This window comes from Ruegeria sp. CL6, assembly GCF_056536465.1.
This window is the reverse complement of the sequence record NZ_JBQFPR010000001.1, coordinates 737,574-751,328: the sequence shown is the minus strand read 5'-3', so window position 1 is coordinate 751,328 and position 13,755 is coordinate 737,574. Positions and strand designations below refer to the sequence as shown.

Below are 13,755 nucleotides of genomic sequence, written 5' to 3'. Positions count from 1 at the left end.
CGGGGGTAGGTGGTGCTACGCTCGTTATCGGATCTCCGGGCATATTTTAGCAAGCGGACCCCGGGCACAAAAACCCGGGGTCTATTTTGTTCTGAGCGCTTGTTTACGCTGACGCGCTCATCTTGTCCCAAAGCGGAAGGCACATCTGGCCGACGCGCGCTTCGATCGCGGCAGCCGCGTCCACCGCCATATCTTCGCGCCAGCGGCGGGCTGCGATCTGTACGTTGATCGGCTGCGGCCCTTGCGGAAGGTTCGCCAGATGCGCGGGGACACTGGCCGCAGGCAGGCCGAGGAAATTCATCGCATAGGAATAGACGGCACAGCCCAGAACCTCATGAACGCCTTCCGCGCCTTCTGTGTCGCGGTCGGGTTTGAAGAAAGGCTGCGGCAGAAACGGAGAGAGCACCAGCGGGTAGTCCTGCATGAACAGCGACCATTCACGGGCGTAGTGGGTACGTTTGCCCAGCATCTCGATCAGGTCTGTTCCAGTGATTGGTGGGAATTCCTGAAAATAGACCTCAAAGATATCGCGAATGGTCTGCGATCCGGCCGCCTCGATATCGCTTTTTAACAGGGTCAGCACTTCGCCCATCAAGGCGCGATACCCACCGCGGCCGCAGTCAAATACATCCGGGGGTGCGATTTCCTCGACGTGATAACCTGCGTCAACCAACGCGTCTCGGGCGGTGTCCAAAGCCCGGTCAACCTCGGGGTGCAGCGCGTATCCGAAGGTGTCCTTTGTGAACGCGACTTTGATCGGGCCGTCGTCGGCAGGGCCGCGCCATGGCATCGGCACATGGAACGGGTCACTCGGGTCGGGGGCAATCAGACTTGGCATCGAAAGGTGCAGATCCGCCGCCGAGCGTGTGATCAAACCTTGCACCGACATCGACTGCGCCAGCAAACCCCGTTCGGTCTTTTGGCTGGGGTTCCATGCAGCCACGCGCTCGAGCCCCGGTTTCACCGTCACGGCTCCGTTTGCAGCAGCCGGAAAGCGCAGGCTGCCGCCGATGTCATTGCCATGAGCCAGAGCACCGATTCCAGCCATCACCGCAGCCCCCGCGCCACCCGACGACCCTCCGGGCGAGATGTGGCGGCCCCACGGGTTATTCGTCCGACCGTGGAGTTCGTTGTCCGTATCCGCCCGGAATGAGAATTCAGGCGTGTTCGTGCGCCCGATGACGATGGCCCCTGCATTTTGAAGGTTGCGCACAACCGGCGCATCAGCCGGAGCGATCACGTCCTTCAGCGCAACAACCCCGTTCGAGGTCGCGTGGCCTTTTTGATCCACGTTGATCTTGATCGTCACGGGGACGCCGTGCAGTGGCCCAGGCTCGGCACCATTGGCCACGGACTTGTCCAGATTTCTGGCACGGGTCAGGGCTTCGCCACTCAGATCCTCAACCACGGCATTCAGGTCCGGGTTCACCTGTTGCATTCGGTCAAGGGATGATTTCACGGCGTCTTCGGCGCTGATGTCCCCATTGCGGGTCAGGGCGGTCAGATCGGTGGCGTTCAGACGCCAGATGTCACTTGATGTCATAGGGCCTCACTGTCTTGGTCAGACAGTAGAGGCCCGGTGACGGGTTGCAAGAAAAAGCCGGGGTAGGGGGTGACGCGCCGTGCCCCTCAGCCCGATTACTGGGCGTAACCGATGGTTTTCAGCGCGTCCGTAATCTCATCCAGAATGGCGGGATCGTCGATTGTTGCAGGCATCTTGTAGTCCTTGCTGTCCGCGATCGACACCATCGTTCCGCGCAGGATTTTGCCCGAACGTGTCTTGGGCAGGCGATCCACGACCACGGCCTGTTTGAACGCCGCAACCGGGCCGATCTTTTCGCGCACCAGTTTGACCACGTCCTGTACAACCTCTGCATGGTCGCGTTCGCACCCGGCATTCAGGCACAGGAATCCGACGGGCATTTGCCCTTTCAACTGATCGGTGACACCAATGACCGCGCACTCGGCCACGTCGGGGTGGGCGGCCAGAACTTCCTCCATTCCGCCGGTGGACAGGCGGTGACCGGCGACGTTGATCACGTCATCGGTGCGCGCCATGATGTAAAGGTATCCGTCCTCATCAATCATGCCCGCATCGCCGGTTTCATAGTAGCCGGGGAATTGGTTGAGGTATGAGCTTTGGAACCTGTCCTGCGCATTCCACAGTGTCGGCAGAGTGCCGGGGGGCAGGGGCAGCTTGACCGCGATCGCGCCCAGCTCACCGGGTTTCATCGGGTGACCGCCTTCATCCAGAATTTGAACGTCGTAACCCGGCATTGGTTTGGCCGGAGAGCCCAGCTTGACCGGTAGTTCTTCGATCCCAATCGGGTTGCCTGCAATGGTCCATCCGGTCTCGGTCTGCCACCAGTGGTCGATGACTGGAACCTTCAGGGCGTCCTGTGCCCATTCGATCGTGTCAGGGTCCGCGCGTTCACCTGCAAGGAACAGCGCGCGGAGGCTGGACAAGTCGTATTTCGAGATCAGCTCACCCTTGGGGTCTTCGCGCTTGACCGCACGGATGGCGGTTGGGGCGGTGAAAAAGCTCTTGACCTTGTGCTCAGCTATCACGCGCCAGAATGTTCCCGCATCCGGGGTGCCGACTGGCTTGCCCTCGAACACAATGGTCGTGTTGCCGTGGATCAGCGGGGCGTAGCAGATGTAGGAGTGTCCCACGACCCAACCGACGTCGGACGCTGCCCAAAACACGTCGCCGGGATCGACGTCGTAGATATTCTTCATCGTCCAGTTCAAGGCGACCAGATGACCGGCCGTCGGACGCACAACACCTTTGGGCAAACCCGTGGTGCCCGATGTGTACAGAATATATGCCGGATCATTGCCCTCTACCGGGACGCATTCCGCGGGTTCGACGCCGTATTGAAAGCCGTGCCAGTTGAAATCGCGCCCCTCAATCAGTTGCGCCACTTCCTGTTCGCGTTGAAAAATCACACAAAAATCAGGTTTGTGGCTGGCCAGATCAATGGCGCCGTCCAGAAGGGGCTTGTAATGCACGACGCGCCCCGGTTCTATCCCGCAAGAGGCCGCGATGATTGCCTTGGGCTTGGCGTCATCGATCCGCACAGCCAGTTCATTGCTTGCAAACCCGCCAAACACCACGGAGTGCACGGCACCCAGACGGGCGCAGGCCAGCATTGCCTCCAGCGCTTCGGGGATCATCGGCATATAGATGATCACCCGGTCACCTTTTTCGATGCCCTTGGCCCGCAAAGCCCCCGCAAGGGTCGCCACACGATTGCGGAGCTCGACATAGGAAATCTCGCGCTTGGTGTGGGTGATCGGGCTGTCATAGATGATCGCGGTCTGCTCGCCCCGGCCATTTTCGACATGCCGGTCCACCGCGTTCCAGCAGGTGTTCACCTTGGCGTCGGAAAACCACTCATAGAGCGGGGCTTTGTCGTCAAACAGAGCTTTGGTTGGCGGCTGGACCCAGTCTATCCCTTTGGCGGCTTCCATCCAGAATGCCTCTGGATCGGATTTCCAGCTGTCGTAAACGTCCTGATATGCCACTGTGGTCTCCTCCGAAAATTCCCTGCGCTGTTGTTAGGGGCGCAAAGAGCACCGCACAAGCGACCGCTGTGACGGGGCGTCACTTTACCGCAAAATATTTGCAGACAGGCCCATTTTCGATTGCAAATTTTTGCAAATCCACTGTGTTCGGTGGATTTGAAGGTGTGGCGTTGCCACATTTGCAAATCTGCAAATCGCTGCGTGCAAACAGTGGCAGAATCAGGCCGGACATCCGATAGGTTGCCCGGCGCTGTCTTATCCGTAGTGCGCGACCGGAGTGCCCGCGATTGCCGCCATGTTCAGCAACCCGCGCGCCGTGATCGAGGGCGTCACGATATGCGCCTTATTGCCCATCCCCATAAGGATCGGACCGACCTCAAGCCCGTCGGCCTTCATCTTGAGGATATTGCGGACCCCACTGGCTGCGTCTGCATGGGCAAAAATCAGTACGTTGGCCGCTCCCTCAAGGCGCGAGTTCGGAAAGATCCGCGAACGCAGTTCGGGATCCAGTGCCACGTCCAAATTCATCTCACCTTCGTAGGTAAAGTCGCGAGGTTCCGAATCGAGAATGTCCAACGCAGCGCGCAGGCGCTTGCCCGACCCTTCCGCCTGGTTGCCGAACTGAGATTGCGAGCAAAACGCGATCTTGGGTTCAATCCCGAACCGCCGCACATGGCGCGCTGCCCCAAGGGTGGCTTCGGCCAATTCCTCGGGCGTGGGCAGTTGCCGCACATGCGTATCGGCAATGAACAACGGGCCGTCCTCAAGGATCATCAGCGACAGAGCTCCGTGAGGTCTCAGATCGCCGTCACCCAGCACTTGTTCGACATAGTTCAGGTGCCATCGGTATTCGCCGAATGTGCCGCAGATCATGCTGTCCGCTTCACCCCGATGAACCATGATCGCGCCAATCGCGGTGCTGTTTGTCCGCATGATCGCCTTGGCAAGGTCTGGCGTCACACCCCGGCGCTGCATGAGATCGTGGTATGAATTCCAGTAGTCATAATAGCGAGGGTCGTTTTCGGGGTTCACGATCTGCAAGTCCTCGCCGGGACGCACGGTCAGGCCCAGACGCTCGCATCGCGCGGCGATGACGTCAGGGCGTCCGATCAGGATCGGAGTCTCTGTCGTTTCCTCAAGGATAGCCTGAGCTGCGCGCAGGACACGTTCATCCTCGCCCTCGGCAAATACGATGCGGCGGGACGCAGCGGCGGCGGCCTCGAAGACGGGTCGCATGATGAGGGCGGATTTGAAGACGGTCTGGTTCAGCCGCTCTTTATATACCTCGATATCTTCGATGGGGCGCTTGGCGACCCCACTCTCCATTGCGGCCTTGGCGACAGACGAGGACACAACGCCAACCAGTCGGGGATCAAATGGTTTGGGGATCAGATAATCTGGTCCGAAAGTCAGTTGTTCACCCTTGTATGCGGCGGCTGCTTCGGCGCTGGTGGTGGCGCGGGCCATCTCGGCAATCCCGTCCACACAAGCGATCTGCATTTCATCGTTGATCTCGGTCGCACCAACGTCCAGAGCACCTCGGAAGATGAATGGGAAACACAGGACGTTGTTGACCTGATTGGGGAAATCGCTGCGGCCGGTGGCAATGATCGCATCGGGGGCAACCTCGCGGGCTGCATCGGGCAGAATCTCGGGCGTGGGGTTGGCCAGCGCGAAAATGATCGGACGGCTGGCCATTTTTGCCACCATTTCAGGTTTCAGCACGTTTGGTCCGCTAAGGCCCAGGAACAGGTCAGCTTCACCAATCACGTCATCCAGCGTGCGCAGGTCGGATTTCTGCGCGAACTGGTCCTTGTGCGGGTTCATATCCTCGGCGCGGCCCTCGTAGACCAGCCCGTGAATGTCGCACAGCCAGATATTCTCGCGTTTGACGCCCAGCTTGACCAACATGCTGAGACAGGCAATCCCCGCCGCTCCGCCGCCGGTTGAGACCACCGTGATGTCCTCGAATTTCTTGTCAGCCACGTGCAGGGCGTTCTTGGCGGCGGCCCCGACAACGATGGCAGTACCGTGCTGGTCGTCGTGGAAAACAGGGATATTCATCCGTTCCCGGCACAGCTTTTCAACAATGAAACAGTCCGGTGCCTTGATGTCTTCCAGATTGATCGCGCCAAAGGTTGGTTCCAGCGCGCAGACGATATCGGCCAGCTTTTCTGGGTCAGGTTGATCGACCTCTATGTCGAAACAGTCAATCCCCGCGAATTTCTTGAACAGGACAGCTTTGCCTTCCATCACGGGTTTGGAAGCCAGCGCCCCGATATCGCCCAGCCCTAGAACGGCCGTGCCATTGGATACCACCGCCACAAGATTTCCACGAGCCGTATAGAGTTCAGCATTTTCCGCGTCTGCTTTGATTTCAAGGCTGGCCTCGGCAACGCCGGGCGAGTAGGCACGCGCCAGATCGCGGCCGTTGGCCATAGGTTTGGTCGCTTTGATCTCTAGCTTTCCGGGTTTCGGATGGGCGTGATAATCAAGCGCGGCCTGCCGCAGGCTAGGTGTGTCAGACATCGGCGATTCATCTCCCTTCCGAAATTTGGTTGAGGGTTAAACTATTTTTTCCGGCTTGGCTACGTTGCGTCAATCTGCAACAGTTTTGAAACCTTGTATTGCCCGCTTGGTTGAAATCCGTCGCAAAGTGGTTACGTTCCGGCATCTGCGAAATCGTCGCAATCCTGTCTGGCACCAAAGGACACCCATGAGCTATAAAGACGAGTTTCAGGCCGGGAACGTTTTTCCTACGGAAAAAGTGTTCCTCGGTTCCGGGTGGATTGCGTTTCGGGCTGCGTTGGCTTTGGGCGCTGTTTTGCTCTGTGTCGCCGCCCTTTGGCCCGTCCAGAGTTCTACGCTCAATCAGGAAGGCGGCTTAATTGAAACTTTGTCCGCCGCGGCGCTTTTCTCTGCGGGTCTTGCAGCGTTCTACCGCTTTCCCGGTATCAAGCGGATGTATATCGGGCTGGTCTGCCTGCTATTGGCAGAAAGAGAACTGGATGCCGACATATACCCCGTAGGCAGTATGCCGTTTGAGGTTCTGACCGGTCTGGATGCCGCGCTTGATATGACCGCCGTCAGAATAGCGTTGGGTTTGATCGTTCTGGGTGGGTTGGTCTGGCATGGCATACCAAACGCGTTTCGTGCTGCTAGAGATCGCGCGCCGTTTCTTGTGATTTTCGTGTTGGCGGGCACCTGTGCAGTCGTCGCCCAAGGGCTTGAGGAAGTATCTTTCCTCTACCGTGAGGTGTTTTCCGGCATCATGATGGTACGTTTTTTCGTGCTTGAAGAAATGCTCGAGATGTTCTTTTCGATTGGCATTTTGGCCTCCGTTCTGATCGGATGGCCCAAAGCTGAAATCGATGGGACATTGAATGACGGACAGCCCCAACCAGACCCGCGCTGAATTTCGACTGCCGACGCAGGAACTGCGCGACGACATCCCCTTTTTTACCAAGGTTCTGGGTATGCGGATGGATATGATCTATCCCGCTGATGATCCGCGTATCGCAGTGTTTTCAGGGCACGAGTTGCGACTTCGGATTGAAAAAGATGCACCGGAAAGCCCGGGGACACTGCGTATTCTGACCGATGATCCTGACGGGTTTGCCGATGGTCAGCGCTCATTGATCGCCCCGAATGGTACGCGGGTCGAGATCGAAGAACTCAACCCTCCGATGGTGATGCCGGATACGGTTCATTCGTTTGTGGTGCGGAGGCTCAAGGATCAGGCGCCGTGGATTATTGGGCGCGCCGGAATGCATTACCGCGATCTGGTGCCCGACCGCTTGGGCGGGTCGATCATTGCCAGCCATATCCGGATACCGGATGGCGGGCCGGTGCCGGACATGGTGCATTTCCACAAGGTCGGGTTTCAGTTGATCTTTTGCATCCATGGCTGGGTGGACGTGGTTTACGAGGATCAGGGCGATAAGATGCGACTGACAGCCGGCGATTGCTTTATCCAGCCGCCGGAAATTCGTCACCGCGTGCTTGAAGCATCAGACAATGTACAAGTGATCGAGATCGGAGTGCCTGCCGAGCACGTCACCGAGATTGACCACGACATGACACTCCCCACCCCGCACCACCGTCCGGACCGGGAATGGCAGGGCCAGAAGTTCGTCTTTAACCGGGCCGAGGGTGCGGAATGGGGGGCGTTCCGGCTGCCCGGCTATGTTTGCCGGGATACCACGATTGCCGAAAACACCAAGGGTGTGGCCGGGGTGCAGGTGGTGCGCAAAGGGCAGGGTGAGCCGGCTTGGGCAACGCATGATACCGACATCCACTTTACGTTCGTTATGAACGGTGAAGTCACCCTTGAGGGCGAAGGGCGCGATCCGTACCGGTTGGAGCAGGGGGACGCTTTTGTCATCCCGCCCGGCATGCGCACCCGATTGGCCGACCCGTCGGACGACGTCGAACTGTTGGAGGTCACGCTGCCGGGTGTCTTTAACACGGCGCTGGACTAACCGATTTGGTTCAGGAAATCTGCGCTTGGGGCTTCAATTCCTCGAGTGCATTCCTTTAGGGTATTACTTTCTGACCAGATGATCAAAAATTGGGGATTCGCCATGACATTGAAAGACGCAGCACTTTCGGTTCGGGAAAACGCATACGCGCCCTATTCCAACTTTAAGGTCGGCGCGGCGATCCGGTCGGCCTCGGGTCAGGTATATGCCGGGTGCAATGTCGAAAACGTGGCCTACCCCGAAGGCACCTGTGCCGAAGCCGGAGCGATCGCTGCCATGGTCGCCGCAGGTGAGCAGGGCTTGACCGAAGTGTATGTGGTGGCCTCGTCCCCTCAGCCTGTGCCGCCTTGCGGGGGATGCAGGCAAAAGCTGGCTGAGTTCGGCAAGCGAGACGTCAAGGTGACATTAGCCAGCGTGGACGGCGCGGAATTAGTCACAACGATCGGTGATCTTCTGCCCGGCGCGTTCGACGCATCGCATATGGAGGATGTCTGATCGCATGGACGCCCGTTCGATTATCGCAAAGTTGCGCCGGTCTGAGGTTCCAACGGCAGCCGAGTTGAACTGGTTTGCGCAGGGGCTTGCGGATGGCGGGGTCAGTGACGCGCAGGCCGGAGCTTTTGCTATGGCTGTCTGCATGGGCGGCCTTGGCGCGCAGGGACGGGCCGATCTGACCGTCGCGATGCGTGACAGCGGCGAGGTTCTGACGTGGGACGTTGACGGCCCGGTGATCGATAAACACTCGACCGGTGGCGTGGGCGACAGCGTCAGTCTGGTACTGGCCCCGGCGCTGGCAGAATTGGGCGCTTATGTTCCCATGATCTCGGGACGTGGGCTGGGCCATACCGGAGGAACGCTGGACAAGCTCGAAGCCATCCCCGGTGTTTCCACGCAGATCGGGCAAGACCGACTGGCCCAGATATTGCGCGATGAGGGGGCGGCCATCGTCGGCGCGACGGGGCAGATCGCCCCGGCGGACAAGCGGCTTTACGCGGTCCGGGATGTGACCGCGACGGTGGAAAGCCTTGATCTGATCACCGCTTCGATCCTGTCCAAGAAACTGGCGGCCACCCCGGACGCTCTGGTTCTGGACGTCAAGGTTGGCAGCGGCGCATTCATGAAAACGCATGAGGACGCGCGCAAACTGGCGAAGGCATTGACCGAGACAGCGAATGCCGCCGGGTGCCGGACATCGGCCGTAATCACGGATATGAACCAGCCCTTGGCCCCGGCGCTGGGGAATGCGTTGGAAATCTGCGAAGTCATGAAGGTTCTGACCGGTGGGCAGAATGCACCACTGGCCGAGATATCGGCAGAACTGGGCGGTGTTCTGCTGGTCGATGCCGGAATGGTCTCAACACTGGATGAAGGGCGCGACAAGGTCGCTGAGGTCATCCGCAATGGCCGCGCCGCGGAGCGGTTCGGGCGCATGATGGCTGCTGTTGGCGGCCCGTTGCACTTTGTCGAAAACTGGTCGCGTTACTTGCCCGAAGCCAGCGTTATTCTCGAGGTTCCGGCACCTTCCAGCGGATATGTGACCGCAATGGATGGTGAGGCGCTGGGCCTTGCCGTTGTTGCGCTGGGCGGTGGCCGACAGGTCGAGGATGACGTGATCGACCCGGCCGTTGGCATTTCCGATATCGTGCGATTGGGCGGAAAGATTGACAAGGGCGCGCCCCTGGCCGTGATCCACGCCGCCCGTGAGGATGCGGCGCGTCAGGCCGCACTATCGGTCTTGCACGCCATCAGCCTTGGCCCTGAAAGCCCGTCGCTTTCGGGTATCGTGCACGAAAGGATCACAGCATGAGCCGTGCATTTCTGGTCGTCATGGACTCGGTTGGCATCGGCGGCGCACCGGACGCGGATCGGTTCTTTAACGGTGACGTGCCAGATACCGGAGCAAACACGCTGGCCCATATCGCGCAGGCCTGCGCCGAGGGCCGGGCCGAAGAAGGGCGGTCTGGGCCGCTGCGCCTGCCGAACTTAGACGCATTGGGGCTGGGGGCGGCCACTCGGCTGGCCTCTGGCGATGAAACGCCGGGATTGCAGGTCGAGCCAATCGGTCTTTGGGGCTGCGCGCGCGAGCATTCGCGAGGCAAGGACACACCGTCAGGGCACTGGGAACTGGCAGGTCTGCCTGTACCTTGGGACTGGCACTATTTCCCCGATACAACCCCCAGTTTTCCCGATGATCTGAGCCATGCTGCCGCACAAGCGGCTGGAACAGAAGGGATTTTGGGCGATTGCCATGCCTCGGGCACAGCGATCATCGCGGAATTGGGGGCCGAGCATATGCGAACCGGTTGGCCGATCTGCTATACGTCGGCAGACAGCGTCTTTCAGATCGCTGCCCATGAAGAAAGCTTTGGTCTTGAGCGTCTTTTGGACATGTGCCGTGCGCTTGCCCCCCGGTTGCACGAAATGAAGGTTGGGCGGGTGATCGCCCGTCCTTTCATCGGCTCACCGGACACGGGCTTTACGCGCACAACCAACCGCAAGGACTTTGCCATTCTACCGCCTGCGCCGGTTCTGACGAACTGGGTTCAGGACGCGGGGCGGCGGGTGCATGCAGTGGGCAAGATCGGCGACATCTTCTCGATGCAGGGGATTGATACGCTGCGCAAGGGCTCGGATGCGGAACTGATGGGGCACCTGTCCGATCTGGTGGATGAGGCCGAAGAGGGCAGTCTGACCTTTGCCAATTTCGTCGAGTTTGACAGCCTTTATGGTCACCGCCGGGATATCAGCGGCTATGCCCGTGCGTTGGAATGGTTTGATCGTGAGATCGGCGCCCTTCTTTCGCGCCTGCGCCCCGGAGATATGATGCTGTTGACCGCAGATCACGGAAATGATCCAAGCTGGATCGGAACGGACCACACACGTGAACAAGTCCCGGTGTTGATCGCCGGATTGGGCAGGGGTGAAATCGGAGCCGTCAATTTCGCTGATATCGCCGCAAGCATTGCGACCCATTTGAACATTCCGGCCCAAGGGCCGGGACGGAGTTTTCTATGACCGTAGCAGACCTGCCAAAGATCGAACTGCATCTGCATCACGAAGGCGCGGCACCACCCGCCTTTATCCGCCAGTTGGCGCATGAAAAGCGCATCGACCTGAGTGGGATTTTCAAGCCCGATGGCAGCTATGATTTCCGGGACTTCGCGCATTTCCTCAGCGTGTATGAGGCCGCCTGCGAAGTGCTGAAATCGCCCGAGGATTTTCGACGGCTTACGCTGGCGATCCTTGAAGAAAGTGCGGCGAACGGGGTGGTCTATTCGGAAACCTTCCTCAGCCCCGACTTCTGTGGCGGCGGAGACCTGCATGCCTGGCGCGACTACCTGAATGCCATTCAGGATGCGGCTGATGAAGCCGAGCGGAAATACGATATTACCCTGCGCGGTGTCGTCACCTGTGTGCGTCATTTCGGGGCGGAACAGGCCAAGGTCAGCGCCCGGTGCGCTGCGGAAACTGCGGGGCACTGGATCACCGGCTTTGGAATGGGTGGCAACGAATCCGTCGGAACGCAGGGAGATTACAAGTGGGCCTTTGACTGCGCGCGCGAGGCCGGGTTGCGTCTGACCACTCATGCGGGTGAATTCGGCGGCCCCGAAAGCGTTAGGGACGCCATCCGGGAACTGGGCGTAGAGCGTGTCGGCCACGGGGTTCGCGCGTACGAAGACCCCGATCTTGTCCACGAACTGGTGGATCGCGAGGTGACGCTTGAGGTCTGCCCCGGCTCGAACGTGGTTCTGGGGCTTTTCCCCGAGTTTTCGGCCCACCCAATCGCAAATCTGCGGGACGCTGGTGTTAAAGTGACGGTTTCAACCGACGATCCCCCGTTTTTCCATACCACAATGCGACGGGAATATGAGATGCTGGCCAAAGCCTTCGGCTGGACAGCCGACGATTTTGCAGCCCTGAATGAAACGGCCCTGACAGCGGCCTTTTGCGATGAAGAGACCCGCGCGCGGGTAAAGAAAAGACTGGAGAGATCATGAGCGAACACCTGACCGTCGTCGACCACCCGCTGGTTCAGCACAAACTGACGCTCATGCGGGACAAGGGCACATCGACCGCCGTTTTCCGCCAACTGCTGCGCGAGATTACGCTGCTGCTGGCCTATGAGATCACGCGCGAGATGCCTCTGACCACCCGGCACATCGAAACCCCGATGGAGGAGATGGACGCCCCGATATTGGCAGGTAAGAAATTGGCGCTGGTGTCCATTCTGCGGGCTGGCAACGGGATGCTGGATGGTGTGTTGGAACTGGTCCCCTCGGCCCGCGTGGGATTTGTGGGGCTGTACCGGGATGAAGAAACGCTGAAACCCGTTCAGTACTACTTCAAAGCGCCCGAAGGATTAAAAGACCGCCTTGTCATCGCCGTCGATCCGATGCTGGCCACGGGCAACAGCTCGGCCGCAGCGATCGACCTGCTGAAAGAGGCGGGCGCCACCGATATCCGGTTCCTGTGCCTGTTGGCGGCCCCCGAAGGTGTTGCGCGTATGAAAGAGGCGCACCCCGATGTTCACATCGTGACCGCCTCGCTGGATCGCGAACTGAACTCCAAAGGCTATATCATGCCGGGTCTCGGTGACGCCGGGGACCGGATGTTCGGCACCAAATAAGCGGTCTACTCTCCGCAGATGTTCTGAAGCCGGACCCAATCGCGGTCCGGCAATACCTGTTGCAAAGGTCGTCCCGCCATCGGGTCGGCCTCGATCAAGCCAAGAACAGTCTCGCCTGTCACGTCCATCGCATAGGCATACGGTGTCGAGGGAAGGGCGACTTGCGCGAAAAGCTCAAGCAGGTCGTCGTCCGACAATGTCGGGCGCGGCTCTGACAAGACTTGCTCGGTATAGGTATCGACGATCTCGGGTGTCAGCTCTCCGGTCGTGAGCAGACGAAAGGCAGAGCGTGCTCCGGTTCGGTCCAGAAGATCGTCCAGTGGATCCTGCGCTGCGGCCTGCGCGCGCTCGGCGACGATATAGCCTGCCGCGACCGAGGGGTCTTCGTGATCCTCGACCAATGACCGGTTCAGGAGGATGATCCCTCCGGGCAGGCTGAGGCTGCTTTGCACGCCCGCTGGCAGGATAACAACGCTGCGAACCCCCGTCCGCTCTGCCAATCGGTCCAGTGCGTCCTGTGCATCCGCTGAGGTGCAAGCCTGCCCAGATACCCTTTCGATCCGGCTCAGGATGGCGTCGCCGATGTCCTGCCTTTTGATCTCTGGCACCACAGACACAACGTGGTTTTGCAAGGCCGCCGGCACCCATAGCAGCAAAAGCGCAAGAACTGCCCCGACAACGCCCGCAACGCTCAGCCAGCGCAGCCGACCCGGATGTGGCCTCGCGCGGTCGATTGCGCGTTGCAGGCGGTCGATGGCCTCGATCATCGTGGTTTCGGATTCCGCCAGTTCCAGCGTTTCTTCCGGGTCACCGTCGGGGTTGAATATCGCGGGAAAGCTGCCGGGATTCTGCCGCTCTAGCGCGGCCAGTGACCAATGTGTCAGGGCGCGGTCATTGAAATCCGAAATCGTCAGGGTTGCTTCGCCAATCGAAACCACGACCTCGCGCCGTTGCACATCGGGCGAGGGACGCCACAGACCGGTGGCTTCGATCCGTTGGTACTGTTTCAATGCCGTCATCAAGGTGAGGTCTGCTCGTTTTTTTATTTGAACTTAGTTTAGCACGCTAAAATCCAATGGCGCAAACCTGTTGCACGTCAATCGGGAATTGTGCTGGATA

General features: G+C 59.5%; 11 protein-coding genes. 7 read left to right on the top strand and 4 right to left on the bottom strand.

Features of this window, described 5'->3' with window-relative positions; translation table 11 throughout:
* Nucleotides 1-103: 103 nt before the first annotated feature.
* From ACR0LH_RS03735 to ACR0LH_RS03725, 3 genes are all read right to left on the bottom strand, one after another.
* Nucleotides 104-1,543: an amidase family protein gene (locus ACR0LH_RS03735; protein WP_480719735.1), complete on the bottom strand. Its 1,440-nt coding sequence runs from the start codon at nucleotides 1,541-1,543 to the stop codon at nucleotides 104-106.
* Between the two features lie 95 nt (nucleotides 1,544-1,638).
* Nucleotides 1,639-3,528, bottom strand: coding sequence for a propionate-CoA ligase PrpE (gene prpE / locus ACR0LH_RS03730; RefSeq protein ID WP_170417671.1), 1,890 nt, complete (start codon nucleotides 3,526-3,528; stop codon nucleotides 1,639-1,641).
* Between the two features lie 255 nt (nucleotides 3,529-3,783).
* Nucleotides 3,784-6,057, bottom strand: coding sequence for an NADP-dependent malic enzyme (locus ACR0LH_RS03725; protein WP_480719734.1), 2,274 nt, complete (start codon nucleotides 6,055-6,057; stop codon nucleotides 3,784-3,786).
* 187 nt (nucleotides 6,058-6,244) lie between these two features.
* On the opposite strand from ACR0LH_RS03725, the gene ACR0LH_RS03720 reads away from it, so the two are divergent.
* The 7 genes from ACR0LH_RS03720 to upp all read left to right on the top strand — a co-directional run bounded on the left by ACR0LH_RS03720 (nucleotide 6,245) and on the right by upp (nucleotide 12,636).
* Nucleotides 6,245-6,943 (top strand): hypothetical protein, encoded by a 699-nt coding sequence (locus ACR0LH_RS03720; RefSeq protein ID WP_480719733.1) that lies wholly within the window; start codon nucleotides 6,245-6,247, stop codon nucleotides 6,941-6,943.
* Nucleotides 6,912-8,009, top strand: a complete 1,098-nt coding sequence (locus tag ACR0LH_RS03715; RefSeq protein ID WP_480719732.1) for a cupin domain-containing protein — start codon at nucleotides 6,912-6,914, stop codon at nucleotides 8,007-8,009. Before ACR0LH_RS03720 ends, ACR0LH_RS03715 begins: the two co-directional genes overlap by 32 nt.
* Nucleotides 8,010-8,111: 102 nt before the next feature.
* The gene (locus tag ACR0LH_RS03710) at nucleotides 8,112-8,504 is read left to right on the top strand and encodes a cytidine deaminase (protein ID WP_170382307.1); all 393 of its coding nucleotides are present in this window, start codon (nucleotides 8,112-8,114) and stop codon (nucleotides 8,502-8,504) included.
* 4 nt (nucleotides 8,505-8,508) lie between these two features.
* Nucleotides 8,509-9,816 (top strand): thymidine phosphorylase, encoded by a 1,308-nt coding sequence (locus ACR0LH_RS03705; RefSeq protein WP_480719731.1) that lies wholly within the window; start codon nucleotides 8,509-8,511, stop codon nucleotides 9,814-9,816.
* Nucleotides 9,813-11,024, top strand: a complete 1,212-nt coding sequence (locus ACR0LH_RS03700; RefSeq protein WP_480719730.1) for a phosphopentomutase — start codon at nucleotides 9,813-9,815, stop codon at nucleotides 11,022-11,024. Before ACR0LH_RS03705 ends, ACR0LH_RS03700 begins: the two co-directional genes overlap by 4 nt.
* Entirely contained in the window at nucleotides 11,021-12,007 is a 987-nt protein-coding gene (locus tag ACR0LH_RS03695) for an adenosine deaminase (RefSeq protein WP_480719729.1), read from the top strand. Before ACR0LH_RS03700 ends, ACR0LH_RS03695 begins: the two co-directional genes overlap by 4 nt.
* Complete coding sequence (gene upp, locus ACR0LH_RS03690) at nucleotides 12,004-12,636, top strand: uracil phosphoribosyltransferase (RefSeq protein WP_170382313.1); 633 nt, start codon at nucleotides 12,004-12,006, stop codon at nucleotides 12,634-12,636. Before ACR0LH_RS03695 ends, upp begins: the two co-directional genes overlap by 4 nt.
* Before the next feature lie 5 nt (nucleotides 12,637-12,641).
* On the opposite strand, the gene ACR0LH_RS03685 is transcribed toward upp, so the two are convergent.
* Nucleotides 12,642-13,655, bottom strand: a complete 1,014-nt coding sequence (locus tag ACR0LH_RS03685; protein ID WP_480719728.1) for a hypothetical protein — start codon at nucleotides 13,653-13,655, stop codon at nucleotides 12,642-12,644.
* Nucleotides 13,656-13,755 lie beyond the last annotated feature (100 nt).